This is a genomic window from Janthinobacterium psychrotolerans (genome assembly GCF_001677885.1).
Classification (GTDB): domain Bacteria; phylum Pseudomonadota; class Gammaproteobacteria; order Burkholderiales; family Burkholderiaceae_D; genus Janthinobacterium; species Janthinobacterium psychrotolerans.
Map to the genome: position 1 here is coordinate 212,083 of NZ_LOCQ01000054.1, position 22,878 is coordinate 234,960.

At 62.1% G+C, this 22,878-nt stretch carries 17 protein-coding genes; 7 read left to right on the forward strand and 10 right to left on the reverse strand.

The genetic code is table 11. The features are described from left to right. Positions 1-407: 407 nt before the first annotated feature. Positions 408-1,319, forward strand: a complete 912-nt coding sequence (gluQRS, locus tag ASR47_RS12705) for a tRNA glutamyl-Q(34) synthetase GluQRS (protein ID WP_065308141.1) — start codon at positions 408-410, stop codon at positions 1,317-1,319. Between the two features lie 74 nt (positions 1,320-1,393). Here the strand turns inward: gluQRS and ASR47_RS12710 are convergent, their stop codons facing one another. Next, positions 1,394-3,619, reverse strand: coding sequence for a TonB-dependent receptor (locus ASR47_RS12710; RefSeq protein WP_065308142.1), 2,226 nt, complete (start codon positions 3,617-3,619; stop codon positions 1,394-1,396). 307 nt (positions 3,620-3,926) lie between these two features. Further along, complete coding sequence (locus tag ASR47_RS12715) at positions 3,927-4,127, reverse strand: hypothetical protein (protein WP_065308143.1); 201 nt, start codon at positions 4,125-4,127, stop codon at positions 3,927-3,929. On the opposite strand from ASR47_RS12715, the gene ASR47_RS12720 reads away from it, so the two are divergent. Then, a complete protein-coding gene (locus ASR47_RS12720; RefSeq protein ID WP_065308144.1) occupies positions 4,126-7,140 on the forward strand; it encodes a hybrid sensor histidine kinase/response regulator in 3,015 nt (1,004 codons plus the stop codon). The two genes, ASR47_RS12715 and ASR47_RS12720, sit on opposite strands and share 2 nt — an antisense overlap. Then, positions 7,137-8,039, forward strand: coding sequence for a class A beta-lactamase (gene bla, locus ASR47_RS12725; protein ID WP_082988894.1), 903 nt, complete (start codon positions 7,137-7,139; stop codon positions 8,037-8,039). The genes ASR47_RS12720 and bla overlap by 4 nt, the downstream gene beginning before the upstream one ends. On the opposite strand, the gene ASR47_RS12730 is transcribed toward bla, so the two are convergent. From ASR47_RS12730 to ASR47_RS12755, 6 genes are read right to left on the reverse strand one after another with little or no spacing between them, the layout of a single operon-like run. Beyond that, positions 8,040-8,477, reverse strand: a complete 438-nt coding sequence (locus ASR47_RS12730; RefSeq protein WP_065308145.1) for a DUF695 domain-containing protein — start codon at positions 8,475-8,477, stop codon at positions 8,040-8,042. A 37-nt stretch (positions 8,478-8,514) separates the two neighbouring features. Further along, positions 8,515-9,183 carry a hypothetical protein gene (locus ASR47_RS12735; RefSeq protein ID WP_065308146.1) on the reverse strand — a complete coding sequence of 223 codons (669 nt, stop codon included), beginning with the start codon at positions 9,181-9,183 and terminating at the stop codon, positions 8,515-8,517. A 50-nt stretch (positions 9,184-9,233) separates the two neighbouring features. Then, entirely contained in the window at positions 9,234-9,500 is a 267-nt protein-coding gene (locus tag ASR47_RS12740; protein ID WP_065308147.1) for a PAAR domain-containing protein, read from the reverse strand. A 9-nt stretch (positions 9,501-9,509) separates the two neighbouring features. Continuing rightward, complete coding sequence (locus ASR47_RS12745) at positions 9,510-11,126, reverse strand: type VI lipase adapter Tla3 domain-containing protein (protein WP_171898935.1); 1,617 nt, start codon at positions 11,124-11,126, stop codon at positions 9,510-9,512. A 43-nt stretch (positions 11,127-11,169) separates the two neighbouring features. Then, positions 11,170-13,437, reverse strand: a complete 2,268-nt coding sequence (locus tag ASR47_RS12750) for a T6SS effector phospholipase Tle3 domain-containing protein (RefSeq protein WP_065308149.1) — start codon at positions 13,435-13,437, stop codon at positions 11,170-11,172. 17 nt (positions 13,438-13,454) lie between these two features. Next, positions 13,455-16,283, reverse strand: a complete 2,829-nt coding sequence (locus ASR47_RS12755; RefSeq protein ID WP_065308150.1) for a type VI secretion system Vgr family protein — start codon at positions 16,281-16,283, stop codon at positions 13,455-13,457. Between the two features lie 141 nt (positions 16,284-16,424). Between ASR47_RS12755 and ASR47_RS12760 the strand changes: the two genes are divergently transcribed. After that, a complete protein-coding gene (locus ASR47_RS12760; RefSeq protein WP_082988897.1) occupies positions 16,425-17,414 on the forward strand; it encodes a nucleoside hydrolase in 990 nt (329 codons plus the stop codon). Between the two features lie 26 nt (positions 17,415-17,440). On the opposite strand, the gene ASR47_RS12765 is transcribed toward ASR47_RS12760, so the two are convergent. Next, the gene (locus ASR47_RS12765) at positions 17,441-18,181 is read right to left on the reverse strand and encodes a hypothetical protein (RefSeq protein ID WP_065308151.1); all 741 of its coding nucleotides are present in this window, start codon (positions 18,179-18,181) and stop codon (positions 17,441-17,443) included. Next, entirely contained in the window at positions 18,178-18,615 is a 438-nt protein-coding gene (locus ASR47_RS12770; protein WP_065308152.1) for a hypothetical protein, read from the reverse strand. Before ASR47_RS12770 ends, ASR47_RS12765 begins: the two co-directional genes overlap by 4 nt. A gap of 86 nt (positions 18,616-18,701) precedes the next feature. Between ASR47_RS12770 and ASR47_RS12775 the strand changes: the two genes are divergently transcribed. The 3 genes from ASR47_RS12775 (at position 18,702) to ASR47_RS12785 (ending at position 22,712) form a co-directional block, all read left to right on the forward strand. After that, positions 18,702-19,250, forward strand: coding sequence for a hypothetical protein (locus ASR47_RS12775; protein ID WP_065308153.1), 549 nt, complete (start codon positions 18,702-18,704; stop codon positions 19,248-19,250). A gap of 72 nt (positions 19,251-19,322) precedes the next feature. Beyond that, a complete protein-coding gene (locus tag ASR47_RS12780; protein ID WP_065308154.1) occupies positions 19,323-20,612 on the forward strand; it encodes an MFS transporter in 1,290 nt (429 codons plus the stop codon). A gap of 519 nt (positions 20,613-21,131) precedes the next feature. Next, positions 21,132-22,712 carry an isocitrate lyase gene (locus tag ASR47_RS12785; protein ID WP_065308155.1) on the forward strand — a complete coding sequence of 527 codons (1,581 nt, stop codon included), beginning with the start codon at positions 21,132-21,134 and terminating at the stop codon, positions 22,710-22,712. Positions 22,713-22,878: the final 166 nt, after the last annotated feature.

The following is a 22,878-nucleotide window of genomic DNA, read 5'->3' on the forward strand; positions in this document are numbered from 1 at the left end:
AAATAGTGATTGTTTTTTCCCAAAAGAGAGTGAGATAGGCTGGCTGATTTTATTGAAGAAACTGCCCGAAAAATTAAAAATATGCCTGTTGCATGAAATTTCCTTGGGAAATTCATTGGTCACATTGAATTGCTCAGACTGGCCAGATAAGGGGAGCGTTGTAGCACTCCTAAGTAACAATTTCAGAATAACCGAATTCGACAAGGAACTACATTTCAGAAAATTAAATGATCCGCATTATTGCAGGGAGGAAATTTCATATATTGAAGATAATGTTGCGCATTTGATTATCAATTAGATCACATTAAAACGGGTCAGTATTTGACTTGCCCACCGCCCTGCCCGATACTTGCCGCTGTCGCCAAGCTCTCACCCTCAGCAATACAGCACCAGCATCTGTCACCACCATGCCCTCCTCCACCGCCCCCTACATCGGCCGCTTCGCCCCTTCCCCCTCCGGTCCCCTGCACATGGGCTCGCTCGTAGCCGCCATGGCCAGCTATCTTGATGCCAAGGTACATCAAGGAACGTGGCTGCTGCGCATCGAGGACCTGGACTATGACCGTAATGTGGATGGTGCCGATGCGGCCATCCTGGCCAGCTTGCAGCGCTGCGGCATGGCGTGGGATGGCGAGGCGACGTGGCAGAGCAGGCGGCTGCCGTTGTATCAGGCGGCGCTGCAGCGGCTGCAGGGTGACGGCCTGGTGTATGCCTGCGGCTGTTCGCGCAAGGAGATACATGATTCGCAGCTGCAAGCGGGCGCGGCCAGGAATGGCGCGGCGGTGTATCCCGGTACTTGCCGCCATGGCCTGGCGCCGGGCAAGGAAGCGCGCGGCTTGCGGCTGCGGGTACCCGAGGGCGCTGCGGCCGTGTATGGTTTTGTCGACCGCTGGCATGGCGCGCTGCGGCAGGACCTGGCCAGCGAGGTGGGCGACTTTATCGTGCTGCGCGGCGATGGCTATTGGGCGTATCAGCTGGCAGTGGTGGTCGATGATGGCGAACAGGGGATCACGCAGGTGGTGCGCGGGATGGATCTGCTCGATTCGACGCCGCGCCAGCTGTATCTGCAAGATGTGCTGGGCTTGCCGCATCCCGGCTATCTGCATGTGCCGGTGGTCAATAACGCGCTCGGTGAAAAACTGTCGAAGCAGACCGGGGCGCTGGCCTTCGATACCGGCACGTCGGCTGCCGGCCTGCTGGCCTCGGCCCTGTTGCCGGCGGCGCGCTTCCTGGGCCTCGACGTGCAAGCCGGCAGCATTGATGACTTCTGGCGGCGGGCTATACCGGCCTGGGGGCGGCGGCTTTCCGAGCGGGCGTAAAAAAACCCGCTGCGGCGCAAACCGTAGTGGGTTCAAAGCAGATGCCAGCCAAGGCCGGCATCTGAAATCGGCAATTAGAAGTTGCCTTTGAACTGGACACCAAACTGGCGCGGCTCGTTGATGAAGCCGGTCAGGTTGTTGAAGTCGATGGCGCCGGTCACGCGCTTGGTGTCGGTGATGTTGCGGCCAAAGGCAGCCACTTCATACTTGCCGTCTTGCCAGATGTAACCTGCGCGCAAGCCGCCTTCGACCAGGGCCTTGCCGGTGAACTCGGTGGACTCATACAGGAAGAAGTTGATCTTGCTACGGTAGGACCAGTCGGTGTAGACGTAGAACTCGCCGTTTTCCATCGGGATCGAATAGCGGCCGGTGGCGGTCACGGTCCACTTTGGTGCTTGCGGCAATGCATTGCCATTGATGATGGCGTTGCGGGCGGCGTTGCGTGGATCGGTCACGGTGCAGCTGCGGCAGGTGGCGACCGACAGGGTCGGGTCGTCGATTTCCGTAAAGTTGTAGCTGCCGCCGAGCGACATTTTCAGGCTAGGCGTGACAAAACCTTCCAGTTCCAGCTCGGCGCCGCGGCCGTTGGTCTTGGCGGCGTTGATCAGGCGCGTGACGTTCGAGTTACCGCCCACCACCGTCAGCTGCTGGTTCTTGACCTGGTAGTCATAGACGCTGAAAGCCACGCGGGCGCGGCGGTCGAACAGGTCGGCTTTCACGCCGGCTTCGTACGAGGTGATGGTTTCGGCATCGGCCACGGTGACGGGCACGCTGCTGCTCGCTGGTGCAATACTCGGAGCACGGAAACCGGTCGCGACACGGCCGTAGAAGCTCACATCTTTGGTGTATTTATAGGTGCCGCTCAGGTCCCAGTTGAACTTGGATTTGCTGACGTCGGCGCTGGTCGGATTGACCTGCACCACGCGGTCGGCCACCACGGTATCGAAGTCTTTCTTGTCTTTCGTGTAGCGCAGGCCGGCGCGCAGCATGAAGGCGTCGTTGACGGCGTAGTTGACGGAACCGAAGGTTGCCCAGGCGGTATTTTTCTGGCGGCTGGCAAGGTGGGAAGCGAGCACGTGGGTGTTGCTGTCGAAGGTATCCGAGAAACCGTTGGCGTCTTCATTGAAATAGTACACGCCTGCCTGCCAATTCAGCGGGCCGGCGTTTTTCGATTCTGCGCGGAATTCCTGCGAGTATTGTTTCACGCTGGTGATGCCGCCGGCGGTTTCCACGTTGAATGGAATTGCTGGCGTCATGCCTGGTGCGCCACCGTCGATGTCGCCATGCGACAAGTATTTGCCGACATGCTCGAAACCGGTGATCGAATACAGTTTTACGCCGTCCAGGTCCCAGCTCAGGCGGGCGCTGGCGCCGTTGGTGCGCAGGTTCTGGAAGTTCGGTGCGTTGGTGAACGATTTGTTCGGATCGAAGCCGTCGACCAGGTCATTGCTGCCAGGACGGATGGCGTTGGCGTAGAACACGCGCGCGCTGCCGGTGGTGTTGCGCTGGTGCACGTTGAACAGGGCATTGAAGGTGGTGTTCGGCGCATACAGCACTTGCACGCGTTCGGCGTGTTCGTTGTAGCCGTCCAGCGAATCTTTCTGGCCGGTAAAGGTGTTGTCGACGTAGTCGTCGCGGTGCTGGCGCAGGGTCGAGAAACGCAGCGCCCATTCTTTGCTCAATGGCACGTTGACGGCGCCTTCGGCATTGATGGTGTTGTGGGTCGCGACCGAGCCGCTGTAATAGCCTTCGACCTTCTCCAGGCTGGGCTTGGCCGATTCGAACTTGACCACGCCGGCGGGGGTATTGCGGCCGAACAAGGTGCCTTGCGGACCGCGCAGCACTTCCACGTTGGCCACGTCAAAGATCGGGTAGCCCTTGAGGATAGGATTTTCTTGCACGACATCGTCGTAGATCAGGGAAACTGGCTGCGATGCAAAGATGTTGAAGTCGGTATTGCCGTAGCCGCGGATGTAGAAGCGCGGGAAGGTACGGCCGTTCGACGACTCCACGTTCAGGCTCGGCACCTTGCCGGCCAGCATGCGGATATCCTGGCCGCCGGAGACGATGACGTCGAGCTTTTGCGCCGTCAGCATCGATACGGAGACAGGCACGTCGCGGATGTTTTCCTTGCGGCGCTGGGCCGTGACGGTCACGGTCTCAAGCTGGCTGGCGGCAGGCGTTGCATCTGCAGCGGCTTCGTCAGCGTAGGCCGTGCCGATCGGCAGGGCTGCGGAAAGGGCAAGCATGGCGGCGCTTTTGGCGCACAGACGCTTGTGCATCTTGGACATTTTAATCATTGAGTTCCCCAGAAGTTAAAAAGTAATGCGAAGAATGTCCTGCGGTCTCCGGTCTTCTTTATGCGGCGCTATGCAGTCACCTGCACCTTTCTGGTGCGGCAGCGCGAGCGGATGTCCCCCCGCTCATGGCGTCGCTGGCTCCGTCCCTGCTGCCTCTTGCCGGCAGCGGGCATGGCCGCATCGTCTGGATGTCTCGCAGACGCCAACTTTAAAAACAAGGCGCCAATTTAATTCATGCCTGTCTCGGGCCGCAAGAATATTGTTGCCATGCACAATCCATTCACCGAAAGAACCGCCCAGATAGTGGTTATTCAGCCACAAAGCCATCCTTTTCGCCGATTTCATGGTGATTTTCATACAATTCAAAAGCGCCATGAAAAGGCACGATATGGCTGCAATCGGAAACGCCCGAGCTTGCAAATGCCTGTAATATCGCAATGATTGCAATCGCTGCACTGCCCCATACCGGTGCAAGCGCAGTCCACGTACCGTAGCCGACCGTGTCCATGTCCGAACCCCGCCAGAACCTGTTTGCCAACGCCAGCACCGCCCATGCGGCCCCGTTCCTGTTCGACCTCACGCCGGACCTGGTCTTCACGATTGCCGCCGACGGCAGCTTGAGCGGCCTGAACCCCAGCGCACAGAGCTTGCTGCATGGCAACAGCTGGGACCGGCTCTGGACTCCAAGCGACAATGTTCAAACGCTGGCGGCGCTGCACATGGCGCGCAGCACCGGCCAGGCGCAGTGCGAGGCGACCTTGCTTGGCGGCGCCACTGGTAATGGCTGGCAAGTCATGCTGCACCGCCTGCCAGCCGATGGCATTGGCGCACAATCTGTGCTGGCCATCTGCCGCGACATCAGCGCGCGCCTGGAAGCTGCCCGCCAGCTGGCCGACAACGCCCTGCGCGCGCGCACCCTGCTGGGCGCCCATTGCGACATTGCCTGGAGTACCGGCAAGGCCGGCCATTTTGATGCCGACCAGCCTGCCTGGCGCACCTACACGGGCCAGAGCACGACGGAGCTGATGGGCAAGGGCTGGCTGAACGCCGTGCATCCTGACGACCGCGCCATCGCCGACGCCGCCTATCCGCACCCGTCGGACGTGCGCACCACCGAATACCGCTTGCGCCATGCCGATGGCGGCTACCGCAATGTGGTCGCCCGCATCCTGCCCGTGTATGGCAGCGACGGCGCCGTCAGCGCCTGGGTCGGCTCGCATACCGACGTGACCGCCACGCGGCAGGCGGAACGGCGCTTGCGGCTGGCCATGCAGGGCGGCCGCATGGGCACCTGGGATATCGACCTGGGCAGCGGCGGCATGGACTGCTCGGCCACCTGCATGGCCAACTTCGGCTTTGCAGAGGGCAGCCGCGTGGGTTATCAACAACTGAGCGCCGCCATGCTGGAACCGGACCGCCAGCGCTGGCATGCCGTGGTGCGCGAAGCGATCGCCAGCGCCGGCGACTTCGAAGTGGAAGTACGCGTGCGCTGGCTTGACGGCTCGCTGCACTGGGCGCACCTGCGTGGCACCTGCACCCGCGACGCTTCGGGCACGGTGATCGGCCTGGCCGGCATTTCGCTCGACATCAGCGCCAGCAAGCACAACGAGGAAACCTTGCGCCTGACCCTGGCCGCTGGCGACGTCGCCACCTGGAACTGGGATATCGTGGCCGACAAGGTCACTGTCGACAGCAATATGGCGCGCCTGTTTCCGGTCGACACCGGCAACGCGGGTCCGGCGCCGCTGGCGCGCTATGTGGCAGTGATCCACCCCGATGACCGCGACCGGGTCGGCAAACAGATCAAACAGGCGCTGCAGTCGCAACAGCCGTTCGAGTCGCGCTACCGCGTGCGCGCCAGCGACGGCCAGTACCACTCGGTGCTGGCGCGCGGCCGCGCCGAATACGGCGCCGACGGCACGCCCTTGCAGTTTCCGGGCGTCATACTCGACATTACACGCCAGAGCCTGGTGGAAGACGCGCTGTCGAACAGCGAAGAGCGCTACAGCACCCTGATCGACCTGATGGACCAGGCTTTTTGCGTGATAGAAATGCTGTATGACGACGAGGGCAAGCCGGTCGACTTCCGCTACCTGGAAGCGAACCCGGCTTTCGTCAAGCAGTCGGGCCTGGAGAACGCCATCGGCAGGACCATCCGCAGCTTCGTGCCCGATCACGATCAACACTGGTTCGACATCTATGACCAGGTGGTAAAGAGCGGTCATCCGATGCGCTACGAAAACGAAGCGCACGCCATGGAGCGCTGGTTCGAAATTTTTGCGGCGCGCCTGGGCGGGCCCGGCAGTACAAAACTGACGGTCTTGTTTACCGACATCAGCGAGCGCAAGCGTGCCGAGAAACAACTGCGCCAGCTGGCCGACGACCTGTCGGAAATGGACCGCCGCAAGACGGAGTTCCTGGCCACCCTGGCGCACGAATTGCGCAATCCGCTCGCACCGATACGCAACGGCCTGCAAATCATGCGCCTGGCGTCCGACAAGCCGGCCACGGTAGCGCGCGTGCGCGACGTGATGGAGCGGCAGGTCAACCAGATGGTGCACCTGGTCAATGACCTGCTGGACGTGGCACGCATCACGCGCGGACAGATCGAACTCAAGCGCGAACGCACGGACCTGAAAACCATTATCGCCAGCGCGGTGGAAACGAGCCTGCCGCTGATCGAGGCCAACCAGCATCAATTGCAGGTGAACATCGATGAGCAGGCCTTGCCGCTGGACGCCGACCCGACGCGCCTGGCGCAGGTGGTCGGCAACCTGCTCAACAACGCCGCCAAGTACACGCCCGTCAAAGGCCAGATCGTGCTGACGGCGCGCCGCCATGGCGACGAGGCGGTGATCGAAGTGCGCGACAGCGGCATGGGCATTCCGGCCGCGTCCCTGCCCACCGTATTTGAAATGTTCACGCAAGTGGGCCAGAACATGGGCCGCGCGCAAGGCGGGCTGGGCATCGGCCTGTCGCTGGTGCGCCGCCTGGCGGAGTTGCACGGCGGCAGCGCCAGCGCGGCCAGCCCCGGTGCAGGCCTGGGCAGCACCTTTACCATCCGCTTGCCGCTGGCACCGCCAACACCCGCAGCGCGGGGCCACGGCGCGCCACAGGGCTCAAACACCGCTGCCGTGCCGTTTCGCGTGCTGGTGGTCGATGACAATGTCGACGCCGCCGACACCCTGGCCGACGTGCTGGCCATCATGGGCCATGCCACCGAGGTCGCGCACGACGGCGCCCAGGCGCTGGCCGTGACACCGCAATTCCTGCCCGACGTGGTGTTTCTCGATATCGGACTGCCGGGCATGAGCGGCTACGACGTGGCGCGCGCGCTGCGCCAGACGCCGGCCGGCGCGCACGCCGTGCTGATCGCCCTGACGGGCTGGGGCGCCGAAGACGACCGCAGCCAGTCCAGCGCGGCCGGCTTCGACCATCATCTGACCAAGCCGGCCAGTCTGCACGCCATCGGCGAGTTACTGGCCACCATCTCGACCAACCAAGGCAAAACCCGACCATGACCGAACAACTGAACCTCACCCGCCGCCATATCATTATCCTTGCTGGCGCGGCCATGCTGTGCCCGAGCGCACTCTTGCATGCCGCACCAAGGGCCACCACGGTGGCCGACGCGCAAGCGCAACTGGCGGCGCTGGAGCAGGCCGCCGGCGGGCGCCTGGGCGTGTCGGCCCTGCACACGGGCAGTGGCGCACGCATCAGCCATCGCGCCGACGAGCGCTTTCCCATGTGCAGCACCTTCAAATCCATGCTGGCGGCAGCCGTGCTGGCGCGCAGCACCAGCGAGCCGCAGTTGATGAACCAGCTGGTGCGCTATGAAGCCAAGGAACTGGTCACGTATTCACCGGTTACGGAAAAACATGTGGCCACCGGCATGCGCGTGGCCGAGCTGTGCGCCGCCACCTTGCAAACCAGCGACAACAGCGCGGCAAACTTCCTGATGAAAATACTGGGTGGCCCGCAGGCGGTGACGGCCTATGCGCGCAGCATCGGCAATGAGGTGTTCCAGCTGGAACGCTGGGAAACCGAACTCAATAGCGCCATCCCCGGCGAAGTGCGCGACACCACCAGCCCGGAGGCCACCGTGAAGAGCCTGTACGGCCTGCTGCTGGGCACCAGCTTGCCCGCCGCGCAGCGCCAGCAACTCGACACCTGGATGCGCGGCAACACCACCGGCGACAAGCGCATCCGCGCCGGCGTGCCTGCCGGCTGGAAGGTGGCCGACAAGACAGGCTCGGGCGCCTACGGCAGCGTCAACGATATCGGCGTGGCCTACCCGTCCGGCGACGCCACCGCGCCGCTGGTGATCGCCATCTACTACACGCGCGAACAGAAAGATGCGCCGATCAATCAGGACATCATCACCGCAGCCACGCGCATCGTCGTCGCAGCGTTGAGCTGATCAGCCTTGTGGCAGAGCGGCCATGAACCCTGCATAAGTGGACCATGCCGGGTCGGCCGCGCTGCGAATTTCAATCGGGAACTTCGGCCGCGGCGCCAGCGCCGTATTGAGGCGGTTGAAAAATTCCTCGCCCGACTGCGTGTAATAAATCCATTCGCGCAGGTTCTCGCCGGTCGACACCAGCGCCAGGGTGGCAAAGCCCTCTTCTTCGACCACCGGCGCCAGCGCCACTTCCAGCTCTTCCATGTGCTCGCGCTCGTTCGGCGACGGCATGCCGGTCTCGTCTTCATAACGCCAGGCGATGATGATGCGGTCCGGCTGCGACGACAGGTCCCAGTCGTCATGGAAGGTGTCGACATAGCGATAGATGATGGCCATCTCGTCGCTATGGGTAACGACGGTGCCCCAGCTGCGGGCGGAAGTGGAGTTCGGATTCATGGCGGGCATTCAAAGAGAAGAAAACAAGACGCGCAGTTTACAGCACCGGCGGACAAGTCACCGTCCAGGCGTCATATTGCTGGCCGCTTCTGCGCAGCCAGATGCGGGCGTAACTGTCGCGATCGCTCCTGAACACCAGCGCATATTGCTCTTGGGCTTGCGGCCGCGGGGCGCCCACATCGACCGCCGCCAGGCTGAAGTTCAAGGCCCGCAGCGGCGCGCATTCGGTGTTGCCCGCCATCAACAAGCGCGCGCGCGCCAACAGCGGCTTCTGGTACAGCAACACGCCTTCGAGCTCGGCATCGGGCACGCGCTGCAGCAGACGCACCGGCTCGGCCACCGGCCGGCAGGCGCCACGGTCGAGCCAGGCGTAATAGGCCACCCCACTTTCCTCCCAGCGCGCCTGCTTGCCTGCGCCCTTCAATACAAAGCTGGTGCGATGCGTGCGGCACAGCGCACCCTGGCCCCGGTGCGGCGGCGCTTCCGTGGTGGCGCTGACGGTCCAGCCACGTCCGGAGGCATCACGCGTAACCTCGAACAGGGTACGCGCCGTGGCAGGACGGCCAGCATAAAACTGCGCGAACGACTGGCGTTCCTCGCTGGTTGCCGTACGGGTCTGCGGCGCCGCGCGCTCGGCGGCGCTGGCGGAAACGCCACAGGCCAGCAAGGCCAGCAGCGCCAGTGGATGCAGGGTAGTAACTTGCATGCAATTCCTTGAAAGGTCGGTCGAGGAATTATAGAGGAGCGGCAGCTGGATCAGGTGTCACCATAAGTGGCGCCACCGGCAATCAGGGTCGCGCCGCAGCTGGTGCGGTCGCCTTCGAACGCCACCGCGATGCCATTGATGGTGTGACGTTCGCTACCGCTGGAAATGGTGCAGCCCTTGTGGCCCTTGACCGGGCAACTGCACAGGTCGCCCACGCAGGCCACCGCGATGCCGCCCACCGTGAAGTGGCTGGCGGCGCAGGACACCACCTTGCCGCCGTGCGTGGTGGCGTCGCCGAGACGAATGACGTTGCGCATGGCAGCCTCCTATTTCGTCGCCTGCTCTTCCAGCAGGGATTCCACCGATGGCGCCGCATAGTTGGCAGGGTCGACCGCCGGCGTGACGCGGCTGCGGAAGATCTCGCGCGGTTCCTGTTCCTTGCGCACGGCGTCCGTCGGCGGCGTAATAAAGATGATGCTCGCCGCATCGCGGTCGCGCAGGTTGATGGCCGCGCTGGCGCCGCCGTCGCGGTAGCTGCCCATCACACCGATGGCCATCTGCACGAAAAAGGTGGCCGCACCCGTATTGCCCAGGCGATGGTCGGTGTTGATGAACTGGGCCGACTTGCTGCTGTCAAGCTCCGGCCCGCCCTGCGCCGCGTAATCGTGCAGCATGCTTTCCAACATCAATTGCTGCGCCGGCTGCTTGCCGGTGGCGGCAATAATGCGCGCCGCCCCCTTGCTGCGTTCGGTTTCCGGCAAGGTCTGCAGCGCTTCCTGCCAGCCAGCATTGAAGATTTTCTGCCGCTCGTCACGGCGCGTCACCTGCTTGCCGTTCTCGTCCTTGAATTTGACGAACACGGGCCGGTGCACGAAGCCGAATGACGGCAGGCGGTCGAAGGTTTCCATCTGCGCGCGGTTCCACGGAATCGGAAACCACGGCGTCGGTTTCCAGGTTTGCGGCGGCCGGTGGATCCATGGGTTGATGGCATTGAACTGGTACAGGCCGGCGCCACGGATATCGGAACGCTGGGCGAATTTGGCGGTGGCGGCCAGCCATTCGGGGACGGTGGGTTGGCGCGGCACAGGGATATTGGACCATCTGGTGTCTGGCGGTGAGGCCAAGGAATTCATTAATTCAAAATACATGGCCCTCAACTGCTGATTGACGAATTTATTCTCAGGATCGTCCCATACATAGGGCAGCATCGATGCGACTCGCTCCCTGCGCGCCAGGACAAACACCGCAGTGGCATCGGGCATATCCGGGATGTAATAGCCATCTATCAGCTTCATCGGATCGCCTGGCTTGCGATTCCCATCCCGGGTACCGACGCTGTCTTCGGAATGCATCACGACATAAGGCACATCCGGATGCGCATCAAAAAACGCGAACACTTCGTTCAACAGATCATCGGGATGCTCGTCGAGCTTCCAGGATGCGGTCGAGAAAAGATGCATGGGTAATCCGCCGGTCACAGCCCCGGCCACCAATCCCGCCATCGGATCAGCCGGAGTCGGCTGTTTAGCAGGATCAAGTATGGGCGTACCGGCATAAAACGACGGCATTCCCCAGCAGATGGGCGTGAAATTGATGCCGTTTTCCAGTGCGTCATAGGCTCGGCTACCTCCCCTGCCGTCCTTGTCCGTCCCTGTCCATGGATATTTCTTGGGATCCTGCTCGCGGATGGTGACAAAAGGACTTCCTTGTTGCAGGGCATCCCACAACTTGCCTTGCCGGTACTTGTCCAGCGTGACACCCAGCCCGATCACTTCCAGTACGTACTCGCGTTGCACATGCTTACCGGCAGTGGTATTCGCTTCTGCCGACAGCTTTTGCGATATTTGGCGACGGGTGTCGCTCTTTGCGGCAGCACCTATCCATAACACTCCTACAATCAACACCAGCACTAACGATAGAAACCAGAATAAACGCAGCATCATGATCATCACCTTTGAGTAACATTGCATCGATCGATATCCCTGCTTATTTTTTCACCGGCTTTTCAGTCACCACCTTCATATTCTTTGTCTGAGAAATGACGATCTTCCACAGGTTCCCTGACAGCAATGGCAGTCCCGCAGGCAGGACGCCGCTGTTGTAATAGTCGATATTTCCGTCAATGATTTCTTTACGCCATGGTGGTTCGACAGCCAGATACACGGCATGCAAAGTACGAAATTTATCGGCCAACAGTATTCCATCCCTCGGCTTGTCACTTGACTTGGGAGTTTTCACCCGCCAATCCGCCACCGCACACAAATACGCATAAAACTTCGGATCCGAACTGGCTTTGCCGCTGCCGATGGCCACGTCATACGCCGTTACCTGGCTATGATTTTTCGCGCTGCCGATGATCGAGCTGTGAAAAGATTTGGCGCTCACTTCACGCTGCCAGCGCAGCCGTGATTCATTCGGGCTTTCCGCAATCTGCGCCAGCACTTTGCTATCGGGATACCGTGTTGCGGAAACCACCGTGCGCCGATCCAGTGCGGGTTTCTTGTCCAGCCCCATTTCCTTGTTGTAGCTGGCTGTCATCAATGCCAAGTCCCGGTCATTGAGAGGCTCTTCATATTGAGGATACTTCTCATAGCCTCCCGGATCAGGCCGATACTCGCTGCGCACTTGCATGCCGCGTCCGCTGGTCGGAGCGATCGTCGCTTCGCAGGGGTCGACTTCGCCAGCGGGTCCCTGGTCGGCCGGCTTGCGGTTTTTCATCATTGAGGTGGCCGGGATATCGACGGGATCGATTTGCGACATGCCGCGCAGGTCGGCTGGCACCGGCTTGTGCAATGCTTCGCCCGTGATGGTACGGATGCCATTGCGCTGTTCCGTCTTGCTGAGTTTGTTGTTGATCGGCCAGGCCACTGGCTTGTGCGAAGCACGGTTTGCGCGCTGGGACATTTCCACATGCGATTGCTCGTTTTCGTTCGCCAAACGTAACGGAAAATCGAACGGCGGTGGCTTTCCCACCAGCGACACGCCAACTTTTCCCGTCCCAGTATCCAGCCGTTCCTTGTTACTGAATACGCGCTGATAAAAATGCTGGCCCAATTCCTCCAGCGGTTTGCGCACATGATCACGCACTACTTGCTTGCTGATAACGCCTCGCTGGCCGTCATCATCGTAGACTTTATCCTCGGTCGCGACCTCGCTACCGGTGGCAATATCGGCCACCCCATCCCAGCCCATGCCCTGGATATTATCGAGCGCCACCGTCATATCCTCAGGGCAAAAATACAGAACCACCTTGCCCCGGTTGTCGCGGTCCGCTTCCGCCTTCCAGCCGCTGCCGACCATGCCCCGATGCTTGTCGTCTTTCAACTCGGCAAACGCCGGCGCAGCCGCTTTGCCGGCCCCCTTTCCTACCCCGGCCACAATATTGACCAAGGTTTTCAACCGCGCGGACAGCGTCTGCATACCGTCAAGCAAGTGGTAATGCGGCAGCATGGCCGCATCCTCGCCGCCATCGAGCGAACTGAGTACTTTCATCAAAGAGGGAATGTTATCGACCAGGCTGTACGGCGGATGCATCAGGATCAGCGTGTCGGCCGGCGCAAGACCCTTTTCCATCAGCATGGCCTGCGCCAGCAGCGACAGCAGGCAGCCCTGGCTGTGCGCGACGAGGCTGACCGTGTCGCCGGGATCGTAATCGCGAATCATGGAAATCAGCGCGGCCAGGCGCTGCGCCGCCAGCACCATATACATGCGGCCGGGAGCAGTGCGCAATGGCCGCAGGGCATCGCCGACCGGATCGAGCGGCGCATGTATGCCCCGGCGCCACATGTCAGGCAGGCTGCTGGTGGCGTTGCCGAAAGGGCCGCCTTCTTTCGACAGATCCTTGTCCAGCCGGTTGCCATGGCGGTCGACATACTGGCCATTCATGGTGCCGGTCTTGTCAGACACCTCACGGTAGCCCCAGTAAAACGGAATCACCGGGCTGTTCGTCTCTTCATTGAAACTGCGCTTGAAAAACACGGCGTCCGGGTCTTCTTCCAGCTTGTCTTTGTCGGCCGCCACCGGCATGCGGTAGGACGCCGGCGTGAAGCCGCGTCCCAGGCGCTCTTTCAAGCCCTCGCACAGGCCGTGTTCCACCGCCTTGTAACTGACGCCCAGGTCGTTGACGCCATGGACGACGATGATATTGCCCGGCAAATTGCGGCGTATTTTCACTTTCTTGCAGACGGTGCGCTCGCACTGCAGCAACGTCACGTCCTTGCCCACCACATACGGTACTTTCGGATAGATGCTCATCGCCGCCTCCGCTGTTGTCAATCCTTGTTATTGAACACTTCGATGCCGGCCAGGTGCATGGCGTCACGCTCGATCCGCTCGCTCTTGCCGGCCGCATCGCTGTGTCCATCCGCCGTCGAGCCATCGCCCAGTTGCACTTCAAACGGTGATTGCGGCGCCAGCTGCGCTTCCTGCTTGCCGTCACCGTCCTCATATTCAAACTGGAATTGCTGGTCGGCCTTCGCATCGGCAAAGCCCGGCAATTGCACTGCCATGGTTTGCGCGTCGCCAAAGGCAAAACTGGGCGCGTTGAACTTCAGTGGCGATTTGCTGCCCAAGGTAATGCCATCGGCGATGCGGATAAAGGCGCCGTGCTTTGAGATCAACACGATCTCGTCGGCCATGGCCGTGATCTTGCCCTCGCTGGCCGTCAGCTTGAGATTCTTGCCGGCATTGATATCGGTGTCGTCGTGCTGGCTTTGCAGCAGCAGCTTGCCGTGATGGGCGATGGCGCGCAGGCCGTCGGCATGGGCAAACAGGGAGATGCCCTTGCCGGCGTTCACGCTGCAGCCCAGGCCCGCCACCCATTGCAGATGCTGCTGCGCCACCGTATCGATATTGCTGGCGGCGTAACTGATGATGGCCTTGGAGCTGGCAAAGCTGATGCCGGCCGGCGCCGTGATGGCGATCACGGGCTCACCACCCGGCTCGGCGCGTGGCTCGGTATTGCTGGCGCCCTCCCAGCTTTTCAGGCTCTGCTGCAGTTCCTGCTGCGCCTGCTCTTCCGGCTTGCCGCCTTCATGAGTAGCCGCATAGTTGCCCAGCGAACGGAACAGGTCCAGACAATTTTCCATCAGCGCCAGCATCTCGCCGCGCGCCATCTGGCCACCGTCACCATCGAGCTTCTGCCAGGCCGACAGCAGCATGCCCTTGCCGGCCCGCAGCGCCAGCTGCTCATCGGTACGCAGTTCGGCGCCTTCGCCGCGCGCCGCGCCCTGGCCGTTGTGGCGGTCCCGCGCCAGCCAGCCCAGGTTCAGCTGCGAGGCGCCATGGTCGCTGGCCAGTTGGGCACTGATTTTCCCCTGCGTGTCATCGAAGCGCAGCTGGTTGGCGCGTGCGCCCTTGATCTCGCGGCTTTTCATGCCCGACAAATAGCGGTTGCCAGGCAGCTCGCCCGCGTCCGACAAGGCTACCGGCTGCGCGCCATGGTTATACAGTTGACCGACAATCACCGGCAGGTCCGGGTCGCCGCCCGGAAACGCCAGCAATACTTCGCTGCCCACCCGCGGCAAGCCGAGGAAACCGCACTGGCGGCCGCTGCCCGGACCATTGCCGGCCCAGCTCGACGCCACGCGCACCCAGGCCGAATCGGCGTCCGTGTCGCCCGCGCCGGTGCCGTTCGCATGCCGATGGTCGGCAGCGCGGGTGGCGGGAAAGCGCACCTTGACCCGGCCATGCGCGTCGCAATGGACCTCTTCGTTGGCAGGCCCGACCACCACCGCGCTTTGCATGGCCAGCGGCGGCAGGTCCGTGCGGGAATCGTAGGCGGGCACGATGGGCACGCCGCGCCGTACCGCCGCCAGGACCACATGCATGCGCAAGGGACCGTGCGCCACCACGGCATCAAAATCACGTTGCGTCAACGCATCAGCTTGCTGCAGCCAGCGGTTGCGCTCGAACAAGCGCGCCACGCGCGCGGCCAGCGCTGGCGGCAGGTTGTTCTGCGCCGCCACCTGCAGCGAAGTGACGACAAAATCGCGTTCAAGCGCAGGCAGGCGGTCGATATCGGGATGGCCAAGCAAGGTGAAATACTCGCCCGCGCACAGCTCGCGCACGCTGCCTTCGGCATGGAAACAATGGCTGGCGTAGTCGTGGCGCTGCATGGCCAGCATGCCCAGCTGGCACAACGCGTCGTGGTCCGAGGCGCCCGTTTGCGCCGCGCGTGGCGGCAGCACCAGGTAATCGTCGAGGGTGGCGGCAAGCGCATTGCCGTGCACGCCGCCCCTGCCCTGTGCCGTCATCTCGGCCAACATGAAGGCGCGCCCGCGCGGGTGCTCCTCATTCCAGCGATGGCGCGTAACTTTGCCAGGTTGCAAGGTGCGCACTTCGCTCCAGGCACCGAGGGTATCGCGCTCTTCGGTGGCGCGCTCGGCATGGTAGCGCACGCTGCCCGCCGCATTTTGCCGCAAGCCATCGACATGGTTGAACAGTACCAGGGTGTGCGACGGTGCGGCCGGGGCATGGGCCGGGCCATGCTCTCCGGCACGGAAAAACCAGCCGACGCCGCTGCGCGCCAGCAACCTGCGCACGAAGGCCGCATCGGACTCGTTATGCTGCATCACGAACTCGCGTTGCGGATAGCTTTGCGTTTGAAAAAAATCGGCATACGCATACTGGAAGGCATGGGCCAGAACGCTATTGCTGCGTATCCATTCATCCAGCAGCAGCTGCACGATCTCGATATCGCTGTGGCGGCGAAACACGCGCGTATTGACGCGCTTGTCCATGATGGAAAACACGTCGGTCAATACCAGCTGATAGCTGGCCAACCCGCCATCGCTGTCACCGGCGCTGGCCTCGGTAACGATGCCGCACACGCTGCACAGTTCGCCCCGATCGGTGACGATATCGAGCGCGGCCGGCAAGGCGATCAGGCTGGCCAGCGGCAAGCCTGCATGGCGCGACACGCACAGCAGGCGATACGCGATGCCGCCGCAGATGGCTTGCCGGCCAAACACGGTTTGCGGCAGCAAGGCGCCAGCGGGCAGCCCGTGCGTGGAGGCCAGGCGCAGGCGCAAGGGACGGTTTTCGCCCATCAATTGGTCTTGCTCGAAATACCTGGAAAAATCGTCGCCGCCGTCATCCATCGCCGCCTCCGGTTTATGCCTTGGAGAAACGACAATGCCATGGGAGGGACAGGCGATACTTGATTATTAGCAACTGATCATGCGCTGGCACAGCGCACGCTGCTAAAATCGCGGCTGTTTGTTCACTCCTCCAGGTTTGCCATGTCCTGCATTTCCCTGTTATTGCGCCGCGCGGCGCTGCTGCCTATTTTTGTTTCCAGCATGCTCACGCCTAGCCTTGCGAGCGCGGCGCCAGCCGCCGCTACCACTGCCCATAAAGTGATTGTCGACATGGATATCGGCGACGATATCGACGACGCCTTTGCGCTGGCGCTGCTGCTGCAAAGTCCCGATATCGAGATTATCGGCATCACCACCGCCTGGGGCGACACGGCCTTGCGCACGCGCCTGCTGGAACGTTTTCTGCGTGAAACAGGCCATGCCGGCATTCCCGTCGCCCAAGGCGTGGCCACCGCCAACCCCACGCCATTCACCCAGGCGCGCTATGCACTGCGCGGCCAGGCGCCGGCCAAGCCGCCCGAAGACGCCGCCAGCTTTATCCTGCGCGAAGTGGCGCGCCAGCCGGGGCAAGTCACCTTGCTCGCGCTGGGGCCGCTGACCAATCTCGGCGCGGCCATCGCCCGCGACAAAACCGCGTTTGGCAAGGTCAAACAGGTGGTGATGATGGGCGGCTCGGTGCGTGCCGGCTACCGCAAATCGCAATATGTGCCGGTGCGCCCGGCCGACAAGGAATACAACATCGTCTCCGATATTGCCGGTGCGCAGGCGCTGTTCGGCGCCGGCGTGCCGATTGTCATGATGCCGCTGGACTCGACCCAGATCCGCCTCGACGAAGTCGAACGCAATGCCATCTTCGGCCACGGCTCACCGCTAACCGACGCCGTCACCCTGCTCTACCATCAATGGATAGACAGCTACCAGCCATGGTCGAGCAATATGCCCTCGCTGTTCGACGTGGTGCCCGTCGCCTGGCTGATCGACCCGGCAAGCTGCCCCACCGTGCCGCTGCGCATGGACGTCACCGATGACGGTTTTACGCGCGAGATTAAAGGCCCGCCGAACGCCCAAGTTTGCCTGGCGTCAAGCCAGCCGCGCTTTTTCGACATCATGATGCAGCGGCTGCTGAAATAATCCGGTTCCCCTTGGCCACTGCGGCTTCAGTCGTCCTGCAGCAGTGCCTGCCACTGCTGCGCATATTCCTCTGCCAGCATGACGCTCAAGCCAGGCCACTGCCGTTCCATCCAGCGCCGGCCTTCCGGCGTGAACGCGACATAAGGTTGCGTACTGGCGGCGCAAGCCGTGCCCCAGGCGATGATCGCCTCACCGCTGTCGAGCCCGGCCGCAAGCAAGGCGGCAACCGGCAGCGCAATCAGTTCGCGCGTCAGGTGCGGCCGCAATACGCAGCCGTGCGCGACGATGGCCAGGGAGGCCTGCGCACAATCCTGGCAGTTGCCGGGCCAGTGTGCGCGGCTGACGGTGTCGACAAACAGGGCGTCGGAAATGGCGCCAGGATGGTGCTGCGCGTCGCGATAAAAGGCGGCCAGCGCCAGCAACTGCGCGGGCGATGTCCAGCCCTGGCGCGCCACGATCACCTGATGCAACTGGCCCACCGTCAAGGGCTTGACGTTTTCCTTGCGAAACAGCGCCAGCGGATTCCAGCCTTCGCCGTGGAACAGGAATTGATCCTGGTCCAGTCCGAAAGCCTCGCGCAAGCTGCCGTCGCTGCCGGCAAACGAGATGGCAAAGCTGCGCTCCAGGTCTGCCAGCAAGTCGCAGCCGTCGTCGCCGGTAATGCCCAGCTCGTCTTCGAGCAAGGTGGCGCCGGTGATCATGACGTGGCCGGGTATCGACTGGCTGGCGCGTATGGCGCGCACGACGTCGTCGAAGGTGGCGGTCATGCCGGCAACTCGAAATAATGCATCAGAAAATCATTGAAGCTTGGCCATTGCGGCGTCAAACGCCCTTCCTTGAAATCGTGCAGTTCACGGCCCAGCGACAAGGCCAGCACCTGGCCCGTCGTGCGGTGATAAAAATATCCGCCGCCGCCTTCGAAACTGTCGAGCGGCAGATATTCCTGTGGCAGGCCCAGCGTCTCGTGGCAGCTCTTCAGGGCCAGCGCATAGTTGGTATTTTTGGCAAACCAGCAGACCTGGTACAGCTCCTTGCCGCGTTGTATGAAGGTGGGGCCATCTTCCACATGCAGGCAGAACTGCCCGAACGCCGAGTCCGCCTCCACACCGAGGCGCTCCAGCTCGGCCGCATAGTCGGCGCTGGCGTCGTCATACCACCAGCCTTGCTGCTTGAAAAAGTCGATCAGTTTTGTCGATAACATAGTGCCTCACACTTGAGAAAATCCACGATTGCACATCGATTGTATAGTTGACGTTTGCTCAGGCGAACACTGTACAAAGGAAACCCATGCTCCTGTCACTCGACGATCCCCTCTGGCCCACCCTCGAAGGCGGCTACCGCATGCCTTGTGACGCATCGCTGCCGCTGAAAGCCTTGCAAGCGGGCGAGGACGCCTGGCAGGAGTTGTGGGAAGAGCTGCATCACCAGGGCGACGTCGGCGTGGCCTCGTATGCGGCCGTGCCGCAACTGCTGCAGATCTGCGGTGAAGCGGCACAGCGCGGCGACGATTTTTACGCCCTGATCGCGCTGATCGAGATCGAACGCCACCGCCGCCGCAACCCGCCCCTGCCCGCCTGGCTGGAAGAGAGCTACCGCGCCGCCTGGGCGCAACTTGCGCACATCGCCGCGCGCGACCTGCAAGGCGACGTCACCGCCAGCGCCCAGAACGCCATGCTCGCCGTGCTGGCGCTGGCCAGGGGCAATCTCAAACTGGGCGCCATGCTGATCCATATGGACAGCTCGGAAGTGGACGACTGGCTGGAAGAGCGGCTGGGCTGGAGCGAGCTCTACCAATCCGGCGTGCCAGCGACACCGCCGCTTGGCACGCAGGCGTAACGTTTACTCAACGGTGGGAAATGCGTATGCTACGGATGGCAGTTCCTCCCATAAAACACATAAAAGAGACACATGGCCTCCTCTGATATTGCTTCCGCACGCCCGCTCACCCAACAAGACTACAAAACCCTGTCGCTGGCCGCCCTCGGTGGCGCGCTGGAATTCTACGATTTCATCATCTTTGTCTTCTTTGCCAACGCCATCGGCCAGCTGTTCTTCCCGCCGGAAATGCCTGACTGGCTGCGTCTGCTGCAGACCTTCGGCATCTTTGCCGCCGGCTACGTGGTGCGTCCGCTGGGCGGCATCGTCATGGCCCACTTTGGCGACCTGCTGGGGCGCAAGCGCATGTTCACCCTGTCGATCCTGCTGATGGCCGTGCCGACCCTGCTGATCGGCCTGCTGCCGACCTACGCCGTGATCGGCCTGGCCGCGCCGCTGCTGCTGCTGTTGATGCGCATCCTGCAAGGCGCCGCCGTCGGTGGCGAAGTGCCGGGCGCCTGGGTGTTCGTATCGGAACACGTGCCGAGCCGCTACACCGGCCTGGCCTGCGGCATCCTGACGGCCGGTCTGACGGTCGGCATTTTGCTCGGCTCGCTGGTCGCTACTGGTCTGAACACCGTCTATACGCCGGCCGAAGTGCTGGACGGCGCCTGGCGCTACCCGTTCCTGCTGGGCGGCGTGTTCGGCTTTGGCGCCATGTACCTGCGCCGCTGGCTGCATGAAACCCCGGTGTTTGCGGAAATGCAGCAGCGCAAGGCGCTGGCCACCGAAATGCCCTTGAAATCGGTGCTGCGCAGCCATCGCGGCGCCGTGGCCGTGTCCATCCTGCTGACCTGGATGCTGTCGGCCGGCATCGTCGTGGTGATCCTGATGACACCGGCCCTGCTGCAGAAAATCCACCATATCGACGCGCGCACCACCCTGGTCGCCAATACCTGCGCCACCCTGTGCCTGGCATTCGGCTGCGTGATCGCCGGCTGGCTGGCCGACCGCCTGGGCGCGAAACCGGTGATCCTGGCCGGCTCGCTGCTGCTGGCGATTGCCACCTGGGTGTTCTACACCACCGTCGGCAGCCGCCCCGACCTGCTGCTGCCGCTGTATGCGGTCACCGGCCTGTTCGTCGGCGTGGTGGGCGCCGTGCCCTGCGTACTGGTGCAGGCCTTCCCGGCGCAGGTGCGTTTCTCGGGCTTGTCGTTTTCATACAACATTTCGTATGCGATTTTTGGCGGCCTGACACCGGTCGTCGTGACCCTGATGCTGAAAAACAATGTGCTGGGTCCGGCCTATTATGTGATCGGCGTGTGCATGGTCGGCATGCTCACGGCCCTGTTCGTCAGAAACGGTCACCACACGGCGCATTGACGTCTATCCGGGCGGGGCTGGCAAACAGCCCTGCCTGCCGGCGCCGGCTCAGGCAACAACCGGCGGCGCCCTCCCCCTCCTTCCATCCTATGGTGACGCTCAAGCCGCAGCGACTATCACCATGCCAGCTTGGCGCCATTGCTGCAGCGCGCTGACGCCCGTCCGTCTCACTCGACGTCAGCCGGCCCCAGCCGAGTCAGCGCTTGAGCAAGCAATGACAGGCACAACTGCGGCATAATCGCTGCACCGCACCAAATTCCGAAACTTCATTTCACATTGCGAAATACTGCTGGCGCGGCGCCTGCCTCATGTGTCTCGCTTTTTGAAAATTGGTTTCGTATCATGAAATTTAATAATCAAGTCATTGAAAATAAAGGATAAAGTTTAAGTTATATGTCTTATATAAGACTTGATGAACTTCATAAAAATGGCCTACTATTTAGTCATGCAGTTTGCTTCAACAAGACGCGGCGGCACACTCGACGATTTTCTTACTTCGCTTTTTTTCAGGAGATTCACATGTCCCAATACCAAGACGACATCAAGGCAGTTGCAGGTTTGAAAGAGCAACAAGGCAGCGCCTGGAACGCCATCAATCCCGAGTCCGCCGCCCGCATGCGCGCCCAGAACAAGTTCAAGACGGGCCTCGACATCGCCAAATACACGGCGAGCATCATGCGCGCCGACATGGCCGCCTACGACGCCGACCCGTCGAAATACACGCAGTCGCTGGGCTGCTGGCACGGCTTTATCGGCCAGCAGAAGATGATCTCGATCAAGAAGCACTTCAACAGCACCGACCGCCGCTACCTCTACCTGTCGGGCTGGATGGTCGCCGCGCTGCGCTCGGAATTCGGCCCGCTGCCGGACCAGTCGATGCATGAAAAAACCGCCGTCTCGGCCCTGATCAAGGAGTTGTATACCTTCCTGCGCCAGGCCGATGCGCGCGAACTGGGCGGCCTGTTCCGCCAGCTCGACGCCGCCGAAGGTGACGCCAAGGCCGCCATCCAGGCCAAGATCGACGGCCACATCACCCACGTGGTGCCCATCATCGCCGACATCGACGCCGGTTTCGGCAATGCAGAGGCGACCTACCTGCTGGCCAAGCAGTTCATCGAAGCGGGCGCCTGCTGCATCCAGATCGAGAACCAGGTGTCGGACGAAAAACAATGCGGCCACCAGGACGGCAAAGTGACGGTGCCGCATGAAGACTTCCTGGCCAAGATCCGCGCCATCCGCTACGCCTTTTTGGAACTGGGCGTGGACGACGGCATCATCGTCGCCCGCACCGATTCGCTGGGCGCCGGCCTGACCAAGCAGATCGCCGTGACCACCACCCCGGGCGACCTGGGCGACCAGTACAACGCCTTCCTCGACTGCGAAGAAGTCTCGGCCGACGCGCTGGGCAATGGCGACGTGATCATCAAGCGCGAAGGCAAGCTGCTGCGCCCGAAACGCCTGCCGAGCAACCTGTTCCAGTTCCGCGCCGGCACCGGCGAAGAACGCTGCGTGCTGGACTGCATCACCTCGCTGCAAAACGGCGCCGACCTGCTGTGGATCGAAACCGAAAAACCACATATCTCGCAAATCGGCGGCATGGTCAGCGAAATTCGCAAGGTCATCCCGAACGCCAAGCTGGTCTACAACAACAGCCCATCGTTCAACTGGACCCTGAACTTCCGCCAGCAGGTGTATGACGCGATGAAAGCCGCTGGCAAGGACGTATCCGCCTACGAGCGCGGCCAATTGATGAGCGTGGAATACGACAACACCGAACTGGCCGCCACGGCCGATGAAAAGATCCGCACCTTCCAGGCCGACGCGGCCCGCGAAGCCGGCATCTTCCACCACCTGATCACCCTGCCGACCTACCACACGGCGGCGCTGTCGACCGACAATCTGGCCAAGGAGTATTTCGGCGACCAGGGCATGCTGGGCTACGTGGCCGGCGTGCAGCGCAAGGAGATCCGCCAGGGGATTGCCTGCGTCAAGCACCAGAACATGTCGGGTTCGGACATTGGCGATGATCACAAGGATTATTTCAGCGGCGAAGCGGCGCTGAAGGCGGCCGGCAAAGATAACACCATGAATCAGTTCTGATTTTTCTGCGTAGGTCGGATTAGCGCGCGAGCGCGTAATCCGACAACATCGTTGGCGTTGGAGGTGTCGGGTTACGGCCTGCGGCCTCGGCGGCCCCGCCTAACCCGACCTACGAACTACGCCGGTTGAACATATGCGGCCGTAGGTCGGATTAGCGCGAGCGCGT

Coding starts and splice junctions, on each gene's coding strand:
- ASR47_RS12785 (WP_065308155.1), top strand. CDS start 21,132: ATGTCCCAATACCAAGACGACATCAAGGCAGTTGCAGGTTTGAAAGAG.
- ASR47_RS12730 (WP_065308145.1), bottom strand. CDS start 8,477: ATGAATCCGAACTCCACTTCCGCCCGCAGCTGGGGCACCGTCGTTACC.
- ASR47_RS12740 (WP_065308147.1), bottom strand. CDS start 9,500: ATGCGCAACGTCATTCGTCTCGGCGACGCCACCACGCACGGCGGCAAG.
- ASR47_RS12780 (WP_065308154.1), top strand. CDS start 19,323: ATGGCCTCCTCTGATATTGCTTCCGCACGCCCGCTCACCCAACAAGAC.
- ASR47_RS12735 (WP_065308146.1), bottom strand. CDS start 9,183: ATGCAAGTTACTACCCTGCATCCACTGGCGCTGCTGGCCTTGCTGGCC.
- ASR47_RS12770 (WP_065308152.1), bottom strand. CDS start 18,615: ATGTTATCGACAAAACTGATCGACTTTTTCAAGCAGCAAGGCTGGTGG.
- bla (WP_082988894.1), top strand. CDS start 7,137: ATGACCGAACAACTGAACCTCACCCGCCGCCATATCATTATCCTTGCT.
- ASR47_RS12755 (WP_065308150.1), bottom strand. CDS start 16,283: ATGGATGACGGCGGCGACGATTTTTCCAGGTATTTCGAGCAAGACCAA.
- ASR47_RS12765 (WP_065308151.1), bottom strand. CDS start 18,181: ATGACCGCCACCTTCGACGACGTCGTGCGCGCCATACGCGCCAGCCAG.
- ASR47_RS12720 (WP_065308144.1), top strand. CDS start 4,126: ATGTCCGAACCCCGCCAGAACCTGTTTGCCAACGCCAGCACCGCCCAT.
- ASR47_RS12750 (WP_065308149.1), bottom strand. CDS start 13,437: ATGAGCATCTATCCGAAAGTACCGTATGTGGTGGGCAAGGACGTGACG.
- gluQRS (WP_065308141.1), top strand. CDS start 408: ATGCCCTCCTCCACCGCCCCCTACATCGGCCGCTTCGCCCCTTCCCCC.
- ASR47_RS12760 (WP_082988897.1), top strand. CDS start 16,425: ATGTCCTGCATTTCCCTGTTATTGCGCCGCGCGGCGCTGCTGCCTATT.
- ASR47_RS12715 (WP_065308143.1), bottom strand. CDS start 4,127: ATGGACACGGTCGGCTACGGTACGTGGACTGCGCTTGCACCGGTATGG.
- ASR47_RS12710 (WP_065308142.1), bottom strand. CDS start 3,619: ATGATTAAAATGTCCAAGATGCACAAGCGTCTGTGCGCCAAAAGCGCC.
- ASR47_RS12745 (WP_171898935.1), bottom strand. CDS start 11,126: ATGATGCTGCGTTTATTCTGGTTTCTATCGTTAGTGCTGGTGTTGATT.
- ASR47_RS12775 (WP_065308153.1), top strand. CDS start 18,702: ATGCTCCTGTCACTCGACGATCCCCTCTGGCCCACCCTCGAAGGCGGC.